At 68.0% G+C, this 14212-nt stretch carries 12 protein-coding genes; 7 read left to right on the forward strand and 5 right to left on the reverse strand.

Annotated elements, in window-relative coordinates; translation table 11 throughout:
• Positions 1-5: 5 nt before the first annotated feature.
• Together ACXJLH_RS03765 and ACXJLH_RS03770 are read right to left on the reverse strand one after the other, a co-directional pair.
• Positions 6-1079 (reverse strand): MBL fold metallo-hydrolase, encoded by a 1074-nt coding sequence (locus ACXJLH_RS03765; protein ID WP_457442545.1) that lies wholly within the window; start codon positions 1077-1079, stop codon positions 6-8.
• Positions 1080-1140: 61 nt separating this feature from the next.
• On the reverse strand, positions 1141-1614 hold the full coding sequence (locus tag ACXJLH_RS03770; RefSeq protein WP_056205179.1) for a group I truncated hemoglobin: 474 nt from the start codon (positions 1612-1614) through the stop codon (positions 1141-1143).
• Positions 1615-1811: 197 nt separating this feature from the next.
• On the opposite strand from ACXJLH_RS03770, the gene ACXJLH_RS03775 reads away from it, so the two are divergent.
• On the forward strand, positions 1812-2516 hold the full coding sequence (locus tag ACXJLH_RS03775; protein ID WP_457442546.1) for a substrate-binding periplasmic protein: 705 nt from the start codon (positions 1812-1814) through the stop codon (positions 2514-2516).
• A gap of 4 nt (positions 2517-2520) precedes the next feature.
• On the opposite strand, the gene cphA is transcribed toward ACXJLH_RS03775, so the two are convergent.
• Both cphA and ACXJLH_RS03785 read right to left on the reverse strand, forming a co-directional pair.
• Entirely contained in the window at positions 2521-5094 is a 2574-nt protein-coding gene (gene cphA, locus ACXJLH_RS03780) for a cyanophycin synthetase (RefSeq protein WP_457442547.1), read from the reverse strand.
• Between the two features lie 14 nt (positions 5095-5108).
• Complete coding sequence (locus tag ACXJLH_RS03785) at positions 5109-7283, reverse strand: cyanophycin synthetase (protein WP_056205168.1); 2175 nt, start codon at positions 7281-7283, stop codon at positions 5109-5111.
• A gap of 101 nt (positions 7284-7384) precedes the next feature.
• Here ACXJLH_RS03785 and ACXJLH_RS03790 point away from each other — a divergent pair, with 101 nt between their 5' ends.
• Genes ACXJLH_RS03790 through ACXJLH_RS03800 form a run of 3 tightly spaced genes read left to right on the forward strand, consistent with a single transcriptional unit; the run spans position 7385 to position 10592 of the window.
• Positions 7385-9631 carry a cyanophycin metabolism-associated ABC transporter gene (locus ACXJLH_RS03790; RefSeq protein ID WP_056205165.1) on the forward strand — a complete coding sequence of 749 codons (2247 nt, stop codon included), beginning with the start codon at positions 7385-7387 and terminating at the stop codon, positions 9629-9631.
• Positions 9624-10118 carry a RidA family protein gene (locus ACXJLH_RS03795; protein ID WP_056205161.1) on the forward strand — a complete coding sequence of 165 codons (495 nt, stop codon included), beginning with the start codon at positions 9624-9626 and terminating at the stop codon, positions 10116-10118. The genes ACXJLH_RS03790 and ACXJLH_RS03795 overlap by 8 nt, the downstream gene beginning before the upstream one ends.
• Positions 10119-10592 (forward strand): cyanophycin metabolism-associated DUF1854 family protein, encoded by a 474-nt coding sequence (locus ACXJLH_RS03800; RefSeq protein ID WP_457442548.1) that lies wholly within the window; start codon positions 10119-10121, stop codon positions 10590-10592.
• Positions 10593-10643: 51 nt separating this feature from the next.
• Here the strand turns inward: ACXJLH_RS03800 and bfr are convergent, their stop codons facing one another.
• Positions 10644-11120: a bacterioferritin gene (gene bfr, locus ACXJLH_RS03805; RefSeq protein ID WP_056205148.1), complete on the reverse strand. Its 477-nt coding sequence runs from the start codon at positions 11118-11120 to the stop codon at positions 10644-10646.
• 106 nt (positions 11121-11226) lie between these two features.
• Here bfr and ACXJLH_RS03810 point away from each other — a divergent pair, with 106 nt between their 5' ends.
• From ACXJLH_RS03810 to ACXJLH_RS03820, 3 genes are all read left to right on the forward strand, one after another.
• Entirely contained in the window at positions 11227-11448 is a 222-nt protein-coding gene (locus tag ACXJLH_RS03810) for a (2Fe-2S)-binding protein (protein WP_082533065.1), read from the forward strand.
• 124 nt (positions 11449-11572) lie between these two features.
• Positions 11573-11788: a cold-shock protein gene (locus tag ACXJLH_RS03815; RefSeq protein ID WP_056205145.1), complete on the forward strand. Its 216-nt coding sequence runs from the start codon at positions 11573-11575 to the stop codon at positions 11786-11788.
• 86 nt (positions 11789-11874) lie between these two features.
• A complete protein-coding gene (locus tag ACXJLH_RS03820) occupies positions 11875-14166 on the forward strand; it encodes a YgiQ family radical SAM protein (RefSeq protein ID WP_457442549.1) in 2292 nt (763 codons plus the stop codon).
• The last annotated feature ends 46 nt before the right edge of the window (positions 14167-14212 follow it).

Genomic DNA, 14212 nt, shown 5'->3' on the forward strand with positions numbered 1-14212 from the left:
CGTGGCTAGCCTAGCCGCGAGGATGGGGGCAGCCTGTCGGCAAGTTCCTCGGGCGGCTGTCGGATTTGGCGAAGCGGCAGACGCCGTGTCTCACCGATGGCCAACGTGAAGAAGGCTTCCTCAGCCAGCCCGAGCGCCGCGCGCTGCCGTTCGAGCTGGCGGGGCGGCTCGTCCAGCGCCTCGTCGGTCAGCTCGAAGGTGCCCCAGTGCACGCCCAGCGAGCGCTTGGCGCCGAGGTCGGCGTGGATCTTCAGCGCTTCCTCTACGTTGACATGCTGGCTCTGCATGAACCAGCGCGGCTCGTAGGCACCGATGGGGATCAGCGCGATGTCGAAGCTGCCGCCTTGATGAGGCTGCTGGCGCTCGGCGAAGCGCTCGCGGATGTCGGTGAAGTCGCGCGAATAGCCGGTGTCGCCGGCGAAGAAGAGCTGGCAGTCCGGTGCGAACACGGCGAAGCCGCCCCACAGCGTCTTCATGCGATCGTTCAGGCCACGCGCCGACCAGTGCTGGGCCGGGACGAGCACGATGTCCACGCCGGCGAGGCGCTCGGCCTGCCACCAGTCCAGTTCCACGACGCGCTCGATGCCGCGTGCCTGGAACCAGGCCCTGAGGCCCAGTGGCACGACGAAGAGCGGGCTGCCGCCGGGCTGGCGCGCGAGGCTGCGTACCGAAGCCAGGTCGAGGTGGTCGTAGTGGTTGTGCGAGACGAGCACGGCGTCGACGTGGGGCAACTCGGCCAGCGCCACGCCTGGCGGCTGCTCGCGCTTCGGCCCGGCAAAGGGCAGCGGCGAGGCGCGCCCGGAGAAGATCGGGTCGGTCAGCAGGTTCAGGCCGCCAAGCTGGGTCAGCACGGTGGCGTGGCCGATCCAGGTCACCGCCGGCTGCTGCGCAGCGCCGTGGTTGGTGCGGATGAAGCCGAGATCGGCCGGCTGCGTCGGGATGGGCTCAGCCGGGCGCGGTGGCAGGCCGCGACGGGAGGCGTTCCAGCGCCAGCGGATCACGTCCGCCAGCGACTTGGGCTCGAAGTCGCCGTGGTTGTTCTGGAAGCCGCCGTTGCGGTGGTGTGGGGGCAGGCTCATGAGGAAACGCCGGGCCGCGTCCAGTGTGAGTCGGGCTGGGCGAATGCCGGGCCTGGGAGCTTCATTTCGTGATGATGTCGCGGTGGAAATGGGCCATGCGGGCCAGCAACTGGTTCTGCACGCCGAAGGGCACGTTGGCCCTGTCCATGGCGCGCTGCAGGTGCTCGACCAGGGTGTTGAAGTCGCCTTTGCCAATGCCCAGATGGGCGTGCGCGTCCTTCATGCCCACGCCGTCGTAGACGCAGGGGCCGCCGGCAACGACGCAGAAGTAGTCTGCCAGCACGCGCTTGAGGTGCTTCATGTTGATGCCGTCGAAGAAGCGCGCGATGCGCGCGTCCTGCAGCAGGGTGTCGTAGAAATCGTTGGTGAAGCGCTGGATGGCTTCCTGGCCGCCGAGCTGCTGGTAGAGCAGGTCATCGTGGGGAATCGGGGCCACGCCGGGGCGGACCGTGCTGGCCTGCGTCTGGGCATGGGCCAACGGCACCGCCAGGGCCCAGGCCAGGGTGAGGGCGGCGAACGACAGGCGGGACTTCATCGGGGGTGTGGCAGGTGACCGGCGAGTCTAGCGATGCGACCCTGGGCGTGGCGTGCCGGGTCGGCAGGTTTTCGTGCGCCGGTCACGGTCCGCTGGCCGGCTGGCCACCCTGCGCTCGCCCTGGATTGACGGGCACGGCATGATGCAGTCCCATGGTCGGGACGCGGCGGTATTGGGTGCGAAGGGGAGTGGGCGGCATGGCCGCGCTGCTGCTGAGCCCGCTTGCCGGTGCCGAACCTGCCCGGCCGCTGGTGATGCTGGTGGAGACCAGCGCGCTGATGCCGCATGCCCGCATCGAGGGCGACCGCGTCATCGAAGGCCTGAACATCGACATCGGCCAGGCCCTTGCGCGGCGCCTGGGCCGCGACCTGGTGGCCCGCCCGACGCCGCGCAAGCGCCTGGCCGAAGCCCTGCAACGCGGCGAGGGCGACTTGTTGTGCGACTACCAGAGCGACTGGCTGCCCGGCGCCTTCGCGTGGAGCCGGCCCTTCCTGCCCGACCAGGCCCTGCTCATCAGTGCCGCCTCGGTGCCGGCGCCGGCCTCGTTGACAGCGTTGACAGGGCAGCCCATCGGCACGGTGCGTGGCTATGTCTATCCGGAGATGGCGGACGCACTGCGATCAGGCTTCCTGCGCGACGACGCACCCGATGCGGTGGCCAATCTGCAGAAACTCGAACTCGGCCGCATCCGCCATGCGTTGACCGGCCGGCGCGTGCTGGAGTACCAGCAGCGCATCGGCCACTTCAAGCTGCCCCTGCATCCGCCGCTGGTCGTGTCGGAAGTGCTGGCCCAGTGCGCGTTGTCGCCGAGCAGCCCGGTGGGCCTTGCGGCGTTGAACACCGCCATCCAGGGCCTGGTCAGCGAAGGCGAACTGAATCGCCTGCTGGCCAGGTACCGCTGAACCCTCAGCCGGCGGCAATGCGCTGAGCCAGATGGGCCAGCGCCTCTTCCACCTGATCCACCAGCACCAGGCAGAGGTCGCCCGGCTGCAGGCGTTCCAGTGCGCGGTCGATGGCCGTGAACTCACCGACGATCTCCTCGACATGCCGGGTGCGTGACGCGCCTTCCAGCCCGGCACGCAGCAGGGCCACGACCTCGCCGGCCGCGCGGCCGCGCTGGCAGGCGTCTTCGTAGAGGATGACCTCGTCGAAGGCGCCGCCGAGGATCTCGGTCTGCACGCGGATGTCCTCGTCGCGGCGGTCACCAGCGCCGCTGATGACGACGCTGCGGGTCTTGGCCGGCAATGCCGCGACGGCACCGACCAGGGCCTTCATCGCGTCGCCGTTGTGGCCGTAGTCGGCGATGACGGTGGCGCCGCGGTAGTCCATGACGTTGAAGCGGCCCGGCGCGTTGTCGGCGTCATTGGCGAAGCTGGCTACGCCGCGGCGGATGGTGTCCCAGTCCAGGCCCACGGCCCAGGCCGCGGCCACCGAAGCCATCGCGTTCTCGACCTGGAAGCCGATGAGGCCGCCGCGCGTGATGGGGATGTCGCGCAGCGGGATGCTCTCGCGCCAGACGCCCTGGGCCGCAATGAGCTGGTCGCCGTCCACATAGACGCAGCGCTTGCCCTGGGCGCGGTGGGTTGCCATCAGCGGGTGGTGGCGGTCGGCGGCGAAGTAGATGACCTGGCCGGGGCAGACGGCGCTCATGCTGGCCGTCAGCGGGTCGGTGGCGTTCAGCACCGCGTAGCCGTTGGGCGCGACGTTCTGCACGATGACGCGTTTGACCAGCACCAGGTCTTCCGCCGTGTGCAGGAAGTTCATGCCGAGGTGGTCGCCCGCGCCGACGTTGGTGACCACGGCGACCTGGCAGCGGTCGAAGCCCAGGCCTTCACGCAGGATGCCGCCGCGGGCGGTCTCCAGCACAGCGGCCTCCACGTCGGGGTGCATCAGCACATTGCGGGCGCTTTTGGGGCCGGAGCAGTCGCCGCTGTCGATCTGGCGGCCATCGACATACACGCCGTCGGTGTTGGTCATGCCGACCTTGAGGCCGCAGCTGGCGAACAAGTGCGCGATCAGCCGCGTGACGGTGGTCTTGCCATTCGTGCCGGTGACGGCGACGACGGGGATGCGGCCGTCCTCGGCCATGCCGCCCGACTTGTTGCCGGTGCCGAACAGATGGCCGACGATGCCCTCGCCGACATTGCGGCCCTTGCCATAGCTGGGGCTCAAGTGCATGCGCAGGCCCGGTGCGGCGTTGACCTCGACGATGCCGCCGCTGATCTCTTCGAGCGGCCGCAGCACGTTCTCGGCGACGACGTCGACGCCGCAGACGTGCAGGCCGACGACCTGGGCCGCGGCAATGGCGCGCGCAGCCACCTCCGGGTGGACGTCGTCCGTCACGTCCGTGGCGGTGCCGCCTGTGGACAGGTTGGCGTTGTTGCGCAGGATGACGCGCTGGCCCTTGTCGGGCACCGACTCCGGCGCCAGGCCCTGCTGGGTCAGGCGCGCGACGGCGATGTCGTCGAAGCGGATCTTGGTCAGCGACGTCGCGTGGCCGTCACCGCGGCGCGGGTCGGAATTGACCTTGTCGACCAACTGCTTGACCGTGTGCACGCCGTCGCCGATGACGTGCGGCGGATCGCGTCGCGCCGCGGCGATCAGCTTGTCGCCGATGACGAGCAGCCGGTAGTCGGAGCCAGGCAGGAACTTCTCGACCATGACGGGGCCGATCTCGTCGGCCGCCTTGTAGGCAGCCTCAAGCCCCAGGCGTGTCGTCACGTTGACGGTCACGCCCTTGCCCTGGTTGCCGTCCTGCGGCTTGACGACGACGGGCAGGCCGATCTCCTGGGCCACGGCCCAGGCATCGTCCACCGAGTCGACCGGCCGGCCGATGGGCACCGGCACGCCGGCGGCCTGCAGCAACCGCTTGCACAGGTCCTTGTCCTGGGCGATGGACTCGCTGACCGCGCTGGTGGCGTCGACCTCGGCGGCCCAGATGCGGCGCTGCTTGGCGCCCCAGCCGAACTGCACCAGGCTGCCTTGCGTGAGGCGGCGGTAGGGAATGCCGCGCGCCAGGGCCGCATTGACGATGGAGCCGGTGGAGGGGCCGAGGCGGATGTCCTCGTCGAGCTCGCGCAACCGGGCCAGCGTCGCGTCGGCATCGAACTCGCCACCGTTCAGCGCAGCGAGCACGAGCTTGAGCGCCTGCTCGAAGGCCAGCCGGCCGACGTCTTCCTCGCTGTACTCGATGACGATCTGGTAGGTGCCGGCCTCGGGCGTGACATGGGTCTGGCTGAAAGTCACCGGGCAGCCGGCCTGGGCCTGCAGGGCCAGCGTGGCCTGCTCGAGCACCTGGGCCAGCGAGGCGTCTCTGCGCAGCTCGCCGACTGAGGGAAAGAGCTGGCGCAACCGCGGCTCGAAGCCGGGCAGGCGCTCGAGCGAGCGCTCGGACTCGTTGCAATGCACGACGGCTTCGATGGCCGTGTGGCGGCTCCACATGTTCGGGCCGCGCAGCGCGCGGGTGCGGGAAACGTCCATGAGTCGTGTTCTTTTCAGGCGAGGTGCAGGTTGGGCACGAAGGTGTCGAGCCCGGCGGCGATCAGCTCGGGCGAGATGCCCAGGGCCCAGGCGGCGGCGACGGCGGCAAGCAGCGTCGAGGCATCGATGGCCTGGTCGCCAAAGCGGCGCAGCAGGGCCTCGATGTTGGCGCCCGGCGTCTCGGCCGGGCCATGGGCCAGTACGGCGGCGCCGCCGCGCAGGAAGACGGCGCGTCCACCGCGGTCGCGGTGGTGCTGCAGGGCCTCGAGGCTGCCGTCCTCTGCGTAGAAGACGACCTCGCCGTCGCTCAGCTCGGCCATGTCCACCAAGCGCGGGTGGGCGGCATTGAGCACGCTGGCGCCGTCGCTGAGCACGACGTCGATCTGGGTGCGCAGCACCTTGTAGAGCTGGTCGATGTCCTGCACGTCGAACTCCGCCAGCGCGGCGATGCCGTCCAGATCGGTGACGACGCCGACGGCGGCGCGGTCATAGGCCAGGCCATCGCGCAGGATGGAGGCAGCATCGTTCTCGATGACGACGGCGTTGACGCCGCGGTTCATCAGGAGGCGGTGGGCGGCGTCCCAGCGGGCGCTGTCGCGCTTCTCGACGCGGCGCGTGCCCAGGAAGAGGCCGTCGCGGCAGGCCAGGCCGACATGGCGCCCGTTCAGGTGCAGCAGCCAGGCGACCAGGCGCGTGATCTGGCGCCCGCCGCGCGAGCCGGCCACGCCGACGATGGGGATGCGGCCGGTCTCGTCCTCGGCGAAGAGGTGGTCGATGATGGCCTGGCCGACGGGCTGCGGCGCGCCTCCGGCGGGCTTGAGGTGCATCAGCAGACCCGGGCCGGCGTTCACTTCGACGATGGCGCCGCCGGTCTCGGACAGCGGCTTGGAGATGTCCTCGGTGACGAGGTCGACGCCGGCGATGTCCAGGCCCACGGTGCGGGCGGCGAGCGACACGGCATGCGCCACCTCGGGGTGGACCTCGGGCGTGCAGTCGATGGACACGTTGCCATTGCGCTGGATCAGCACGGCCTTGCCGGCCGCGGGCACGGCCTCGGGCGACATGCCCTGTCGTTGCAGGTCCAGCAGCAGGGCGGTGTCTTCGTGCACGCGGATGCGGTTGAGCGGGAAGTCCTCGCTCAGGCCGCGGCGCGGGTCGGTGTTGATCTGGCTTTCAACCAGTTGCTCCACGGTCTGGCGGCCGTCGCCGTGCACCCAGGCGGCCTCGCCGCGCGCGGCCGCCACCACCTGGCCGCCCACGACGAGCACGCGGTGCTCGTTGCCGGGGATGTAGCGCTCCACGAGCACCGAGGAGCCGTGGCGGGCCGCCAGCGCGAAGGCGGCCTCGCAGTCGGCCTCGGTCGCGATGTCCAGGGAGACGCCGCGGCCATGGTTGCCGTCGCTGGGCTTGACGACGACGGGCAGGCCGGTGTCCTGTGCCACCGTCCAGGCCTCGGCGGCGGTCTTGACCTCCTGGCCTTCCGGCACGGGCACGCCCACGGCCTTCAGCAGCGTCTTGGTCAGGTCCTTGTCGCTGGCGATGCCTTCGGCAATGGCGCTGGTCATGTCGGTCTCGGCCGTCCAGATGCGGCGCTGGCGCGCGCCGTGGCCGAGCTGCACCAGGTTGCCGTCGTTCAGGCGGATATGGGGGATGCGGCGGTCCGTGGCCGCGGCGACGATGGCCGCCGTGGAGGGGCCCAGGTAGCAGTCGTCCAGCTTGTCGCGCACGCGGGCCACCGCGGCGGGCGCGTCGAAGGGCTGGTCGTTGATGACGGCCATGATCAAGGCATGACCCTCGGCCAGGGCCGCGCGGGCGACCTGCTCGTCACGCGCCCGGAACACCATGCGGTAGACGCCGCGCTGGCTGGTGGAGCGGGTCTGGCCGAAGCCGGTCGGCATGCCGGCCAGGTTGAGCAGCTCGATGACGATGTGCTCCAGCACATGGCCGCACCAGGTGCCTTCGGTCAGCCGTTCCAGGAAACCGCCGCGCTCACCGACGCCGCAGTGGTGCTCGACGAGGTTGGGCAGGGCGGCCGTCAACCGCTCGTTGAAGCCCGGCAACACATGGCTGGGGTGGTCTTCCAGCTCGCCGAGGTCCAGCCAGACCTCCAGCACCGGCCGGTAGGTCCACATATTGGGCCCGCGCAGGTAATTGATGCGCAGCAGGCGGATGTCGTTCTTCTGGCTCATGGAGCGTATCGAGTAAGGGGTTGTGCGCGGTGCAATCGCGTGGAATTGTGCGCTGAACTCATGGCGGAGAATCGCCGCAGCCCGTAAGAGCCAACAACAACATGCAAGACCTTCCTCCCGCTGCAGTGCTTCATCCCCAAACAGCCGTCCTTCAGGGGCGGCTCATGGCTGGCGAGAACGTGGTGGCCCTGCTGGAGGTTGACCTGGATGCCCAGGGCCACTTCGCGCAAGGGCTGATCGCGCTGACGAATTCACGCCTGCTGGCCCTCGATCCCACCAGCGCCAGCTGGGTCGAACACACGCTGGTGCCGGGCTTGAGCCTCAAGCTCAGTGACCATGGCGGCCTGGCCTTCATGGAGCTGTTTGACGCTGACCGGCGCCTGGCGCGCTGGCGCTTCACGCTGGCCTGCAATCCGGCGGCGGTGCGCTTTGCCGACGCCTTCGGCCGCGAGGTGCAGCGCCTTTCGGGCCATGTCGTGCTCGAAGAGGCCGATGACGGCGAGGACTCGACCTTCGATTTCGGCGAGGCCAGCAAACCACCGAGCACCTGGGTGCTGCTGCGGCTGTGGCGCTTTGCGCGGCCCTACCGGGGCCAGCTCTTGCTGGGCTTCTCGCTCATGCTCGGCTCGATTGGCGCAACCCTGGTGGCGCCTTACCTGAGCATGCCGCTGATGGACAGGGTGCTGATCCCGTTCCAGAACGGCCAGTCGATCGACACCAGGCTGGTCGGGTCGCTGCTGGGTGGCTTGCTGGGTGCGGCGTTGTTCTCGTGGTTGCTGGGCTGGGCCAAGACCTATCTGCTGGCGCTGGTGTCCGAGCGCATTGCCGCCGATCTGCGCACGGCGACCTTCGACCATCTGCTCGGCCTGTCGCTCGAATACTTCGGCAACAAGCGCACCGGCGACCTGATGGCGCGCATCGGCTCCGAGACCGACCGTATCAGCGTGTTCCTGAGCCTGCATGCGCTGGACTTCATCACCGATGTGCTGATGCTCCTGATGATCTCGGCGATCCTGTTCAACATCCACCCGGGCCTGGCGCTGGCCACCCTGGTGCCCTTGCCCTTCATCGCCTGGATGATTCATCTGGTGCGAGACCGGCTGCGCACCGGCTTCGAGAAGATCGACCGCGTCTGGGGCGAGGTCACCAACATCCTGGCCGACACCATCCCGGGCATCCGCGTCGTCAAGGCCTTTGCCCAGGAGAGGCGCGAGGCGCAGCGTTTTCGGGAGGCCAACGCCAAGAACCTGGTCGTGAACGACCGCCTCAACAAGACCTGGAGCCTGTTCGGGCCCACGGTCTCGCTGCTGACCGAGATGGGCCTGCTCGTCGTCTGGGGTGTGGGCATCTGGCTGATCTCGCACCAGAGCATCACGGTCGGCACGCTGACAGCCTTCCTGGCCTACATCGGCCGCTTCTATGGCCGGCTGGATTCGATGAGCCGCATCGTCTCGGTCACGCAGAAGGCCGCGGCGGGCTCCAAGCGCATCTTCGACATCCTCGACCACGTCTCCAACGTGCCCGACCCGGTCAACCCCCAGCCCTTCGAGAACGTGACCGGCGCGATTTCGATGCAGGGCCTGGACTTCCGCTACGGTTCGCGCTCGGTCATCCGCAACCTGAACCTCGACATCCGCCCCGGCGAGATGGTCGGCCTGGTGGGCCACAGCGGCTCGGGCAAGAGCACGCTGGTCAACCTGATCTGCCGCTTCTATGACGTGACCGAGGGCGCCATCAAGGTCGATGGCGTGGACCTGCGGCGCATCAGGGTGACCGACTACCGCCGCCACATCGGCCTCGTGCTGCAGGAGCCCTTCCTGTTTTTCGGCACCATCGCCGAGAACATCGCCTACGGCAAGCCCGAGGCCACGCGTGACGAGATCGTCGCAGCCGCGCGCGCCGCGCATGCCCACGAGTTCATCCTGCGCCTGCCGCATGGCTATGACAGCCTCGTCGGTGAGCGCGGCCAGGGCCTGTCGGGCGGCGAGCGCCAGCGCATCTCCATCGCCCGGGCGCTGCTGATCGATCCGGCCATCCTCATCCTCGACGAAGCGACCTCAGCCGTGGACACCGAGACCGAGAAGGAGATCCAGCGCGCGCTGGACAACCTCGTCAAGGGCCGCACCACCATCGCCATCGCCCACCGTCTGTCCACGCTGCGCAAGGCCGACCGCCTCGTTGTCATGGACCGCGGCGAGATCGTCGAGCTGGGCCCGCACGACGAACTGATCGCCCGCCAGGGCCACTATTGGCGCCTCTGGGAAGCTCAGGTCCGCCGCGTGGACCAGGAAGACCTGGAGGAACATGCCGTGACCCCCAACCCCAGCGCCCACACCACCGATGCTTGATACCGCCCTGCACGACCGTGACCGCGAGCTGGATGCCGCCAGCGCGGAACACGGCTTCGACCCCGCCGTTCCCCTGCAGATTGGCGGGCGCTACAGCCCGCTGGTGCGTGACGGCCGAACCCTCTACCTGAGTGGCCAGATCCCGCGCATCGGTGACCATGTTGCCGTGGCCGGCGTCGTCGGCGCTGAGGTCAGCCTGGAGCGCGCCAAGCGTGCCGCGGCCATCTGCGTGCTGCGAGCGCTGACCTTGCTGCGCCAGGAGCTCGGCAGCCTGGATCGGCTGCAGGCCGTGGTCAGGATGACCGTCTTCGTGCATTGCGACGCCGGCTTCACCCAGCACAGCGAAGTGGCCGACGGTGCCTCCGACCTGGTCTGGCGCGTGCTGGGCACGGCTGGTGCCCACACGCGCACCTCGGTCGGCGTGCTGCAGCTGCCCAAGAACGCGGCGGTCGAACTCGACCTGATCGCGACCTCCGCGGAGTCCTGAATGTCCACACTGCCCTTCCGCGACCTGCATCTGGACGCCCTTGGCCGGTTGCTGCTGACCGATCTGAACGGCGACAGCCATGTCGGTGTCACGCCGGTACGTGCCCACCCGATCTCGGCACCGGACGAGGGCCTGTCCCTGGTCGGCTCGCACGGCCATGAACTGGCCTGGGTGGAGCGCCTGTCAGCCCTGCCGGAAGGGCCGCGCCGGTTGCTGGAGGCCGAACTGGCCGCCCGCGAATTCCACCCGACCCTGCTGCGCCTGATCTCCGTCAACACCTTCGCCACGCCCAGCACCTGGCGCATCGAGACCGACCGCGGCGAGGTCGACTTCGTGCTCAAGAGCGAGGAAGACATCCGCCGCCTGGAAGAGGGCCGCCTGCTGATCACTTCCACCCATGGCGTGCAGTTGCAGGTGCCGGATCGCTGGGCGCTGGACAAGCATTCCAAGCGGCTGCTGGAACGCTTCCTCTGAGACAAGAAAAAGCCGCCTGCAAGAGGCGGCTCGGCGCGAGGGTGAGGGTGCTCAGCTGGGCTCGCTCATCTGCGACTGCAGATAGTTCTGTTCACCGACGGTGGTGACCAGCTCCAGCTGGGTTTCGAGGTGGTCGATGTGTTCCTCGGTGTCGTCGAGGATTTGCACGAAGATCTCGCGGGACACGTAGTCGCGCACCTGCTCGCAGTAGGCGACGGCTTCCTTCAGGTGGACGTGCGAGGCCTTTTCGATGATCAGGTCGCAGCTCATGGTCTCGACGGCGTTCTCGCCGATGTAGAGCTTGCCGAGGTCCTGCAGGTTGGGCAGGCCGTCCAGCGTCAGCACGCGCTCGATGAGCTTGTCGGCGTGCTTCATCTCCTCGATGGACTCCTCGTACTCGTGCTTGGCCATCTTCAGCAGGCCCCAATTCTTCAGCATGCGGGCGTGCAGGAAGTACTGGTTGATGGCCGTCAGCTCCAGCTTCAGCTGGGCGTTGAGGTGGGCGATGACTTGGGGGTCGCCTTTCATGGGGAGCTCCGGATCGTGAAATTAAGCCGCAGTATCCCCAGTGAAAGCCCCACGGCAAAACCGCTCTTTCTGCAAATGAGACCGATTCGCATTAGACTTCGCACCCATGATTGTTTGTGTCTGCCACCGAGTCTCTGATCGCGACATCGCGATTGCCGCCTCCAGCGGCTGCCCGGATTTCGAGGCCCTGCAGGATGACCTGCGCGTGGCCACGGCCTGCGGCGCCTGCCGGGACTGCGCCTGTGCGGTTTTCGAGGAAAGTCGTGTCGAAGGCGCCGCTCCGCGAGGACGCGGCATGGTGGTCGTCCCGATCCGACTGGCGGCATGAACTAGAATGCTCCCCGGCGCCGACATCCGGCGCCTTTTTGTTGGTCTGATTTCCTGAACGTCGTTGTGAATTCCGCAGCCGATCTGGGGCGGGCCACGCAGCACGACAACAGTAAGGAAATTCCATGAGCACCCTCCAAACCGGCACTGTCAAATGGTTTGACGACGGCAAGGGCTTCGGCTTCATCACGCCGGCCGACGGCAGCAAGGACCTGTTCGCCCACCACAGCGAAATCAAGAACAACGGCGGCTTCCGCACGTTGGCTGAAGGCGCCCAGGTCGAATTCGAAGTGAAGCAGGGCCCCAAGGGCCTGCAAGCAGCAAACATCCGTTCGCTGTAATCCCTCACGGCTTTGGCCGTTGAGTCAAGCCCGCGCCCTGCGCGGGCTTTGTGCTTTCTGGGTCCGCCGTCGACAATCCACCTCTTATGTCCGCCTTGCCCGTCACTGCCCCGAAGGCCCTGACCGCTTACCGCCCGTTCTGGGCCAAGCGTTTCGGCCCCGCACCCTTCCTGCCCATGAGCCGGGCGGAGATGGAGCAGCTCGGCTGGGATTCCTGCGACATCATCATCGTCACCGGCGACGCCTACGTCGACCACGCCAGCTTCGGCATGGCCGTGATCGGCCGCACGCTGGAGGCGCAGGGCTTTCGCGTCGGCATCATTGCCCAGCCGGACTGGAGCAGCGCCGACGCCTTCAAGGCCCTGGGCAAGCCCAACCTGTTCTTTGGCGTGGCCGCCGGCAACATGGATTCCATGATCAACCGTTACACGGCTGATCGAAAAATCCGCAGCGACGACGCCTACACGCCCGGAGGCGAGGGCGGCAAGCGCCCCGATCGCGCGACCCTGGTCTACACCCAACGCTGCCAGGAAGCCTTCAAGGACGTGCCCATCGTCATCGGCGGCATCGAGGCCTCGCTGCGCCGCATCGCGCACTACGACTACTGGCAGGACAAGGTGCGCCGCTCCGTCCTCGTGGACAGCAAGGCCGACCTGCTGGTCTATGGCAACGCCGAGCGCGCCATCATCGAGATCGCCCACCGCCTGGCGCGCCGCGAGCCCATCGAGAGCCTGACCGATGTGCGCGGCACCGCCTTCATGCGCCGCGATGACGACCCGACGGCCGAAGGCTGGTTCGAGCTGGACTCGACCGAGGTGGACCGTCCCGGCCGCATTGACGAGCTGATCAGCCCCTACCAGATCGTCGAAGAGAACAAGGCCTGCGCGTCCAACGACGCGCCCGATGGGGCGAAGCCCATCACCATCCACAAGACCGGCCGCATCACCATGCCGCCGCGCGACCACACGGTGGTGCGCCTGCCGGCCTACGAGAAGGTCAAGAGCGACCCGGTGCTCTACGCCCACGCCAACCGCGTGCTGCACCTGGAGACCAACCCTGGCAACGCCCGTGCCCTCGTGCAGCGCCACGGCGAGCGCGACCTGTGGATCAACCCGCCGCCCATCCCGCTGACGACGCCGGAGATGGACCACGTCTTCGACCTGCCATACGCGCGCAGCCCGCACCCGAGCTATGCGGACGAGAAGGGCGGCCACGACGGCGCGACCAAGATCCCGGCCTGGGAAATGATCCGCTTCAGCGTGAACATCATGCGCGGCTGCTTCGGCGGCTGCACCTTCTGCTCCATCACCGAGCACGAGGGCCGCATCATCCAGAGCCGCTCGGAAGACTCCGTGATCCGTGAGATCGAGGAGATGCGCGACAAGGTCAAGGGCTTCACCGGCATCGTGTCCGACCTGGGCGGCCCGACGGCCAACATGTACCGCATCGGCTGCAAGAGCCCCGAGATCGAGGCCGCCTGCCGCAAGCCCAGCTGCGTCTACCCGGGCATCTGCCCGAACCTGAACACCAGCCACGACCCGCTGATCAAGATGTACCGCCGCGCGCGTGCGCTGCCGGGCGTCAAGAAGATCCTGATCGGCTCAGGCCTGCGCTACGACCTGGCCGTGCAATCGCCTGAGTACGTGAAGGAGCTGGTCACGCATCACGTCGGTGGCTACCTGAAGATCGCGCCCGAGCACACCGAGAACGGCCCGCTGTCCAAGATGATGAAGCCGGGCATCGGCAGCTACGACCGCTTCAAGCAGATGTTCGAGGCGGCGAGTGCGGCGGCCGGCAAGAAGCAGTACCTGATCCCTTACTTCATCGCCGCCCACCCCGGCACCAGTGACGAGGACATGATGAACCTCGCCGTCTGGCTGAAGAAGAACGGCTTCCGCGCCGACCAGGTGCAGACCTTCTATCCCAGCCCGATGGCCACGGCGACGGCGATGTACCACTCGGGCAAGAACCCGCTCAAGGGCATCAGCCGTGACGAGACGCGCGGCGAGAGCGTGGACATCGTGCGCGGCGAGCGCCGCCGCCGCCTGCACAAGGCCTTCCTGCGCTATCACGACGCCAACAACTGGCCGCTGCTGCGCGAGGCGCTCAAGGCCATGGGCCGTGCGGACCTGATCGGCAATGGCAAGCATCACCTGATTCCGACCTACCAGCCCATCACCGACGGCAGCTACGAAAGCGCGCGGCGCAAGAACTCGACCGGCGTCACGCCGGCGGCCAAACCAGCAAGTGCGGCGCCGATGAAGCCGGCCACGCCGCGCAAGGGCCAGCTCTTGACCCAGCACACTGGCCTGCCGCCGCGCGTGACCGGCGCAAGTCGTAACAGCGCGCCGCGTCCGGGCAAACCCGCAAAACGTTGAGGCGATTCGCAGGACTTTTGCCCCTGCTTTTCGTGACTACAAGGCC

The organism is Roseateles sp. P5_E4 (assembly GCF_054049255.1).

Coding starts and splice junctions, on each gene's coding strand:
- ACXJLH_RS03765 (WP_457442545.1), bottom strand. CDS start 1,079: ATGAGCCTGCCCCCACACCACCGCAACGGCGGCTTCCAGAACAACCAC.
- ACXJLH_RS03770 (WP_056205179.1), bottom strand. CDS start 1,614: ATGAAGTCCCGCCTGTCGTTCGCCGCCCTCACCCTGGCCTGGGCCCTG.
- ACXJLH_RS03775 (WP_457442546.1), top strand. CDS start 1,812: ATGGCCGCGCTGCTGCTGAGCCCGCTTGCCGGTGCCGAACCTGCCCGG.
- cphA (WP_457442547.1), bottom strand. CDS start 5,094: ATGGACGTTTCCCGCACCCGCGCGCTGCGCGGCCCGAACATGTGGAGC.
- ACXJLH_RS03785 (WP_056205168.1), bottom strand. CDS start 7,283: ATGAGCCAGAAGAACGACATCCGCCTGCTGCGCATCAATTACCTGCGC.
- ACXJLH_RS03790 (WP_056205165.1), top strand. CDS start 7,385: ATGCAAGACCTTCCTCCCGCTGCAGTGCTTCATCCCCAAACAGCCGTC.
- ACXJLH_RS03795 (WP_056205161.1), top strand. CDS start 9,624: ATGCTTGATACCGCCCTGCACGACCGTGACCGCGAGCTGGATGCCGCC.
- ACXJLH_RS03800 (WP_457442548.1), top strand. CDS start 10,119: ATGTCCACACTGCCCTTCCGCGACCTGCATCTGGACGCCCTTGGCCGG.
- bfr (WP_056205148.1), bottom strand. CDS start 11,120: ATGAAAGGCGACCCCCAAGTCATCGCCCACCTCAACGCCCAGCTGAAG.
- ACXJLH_RS03810 (WP_082533065.1), top strand. CDS start 11,227: ATGATTGTTTGTGTCTGCCACCGAGTCTCTGATCGCGACATCGCGATT.
- ACXJLH_RS03815 (WP_056205145.1), top strand. CDS start 11,573: ATGAGCACCCTCCAAACCGGCACTGTCAAATGGTTTGACGACGGCAAG.
- ACXJLH_RS03820 (WP_457442549.1), top strand. CDS start 11,875: ATGTCCGCCTTGCCCGTCACTGCCCCGAAGGCCCTGACCGCTTACCGC.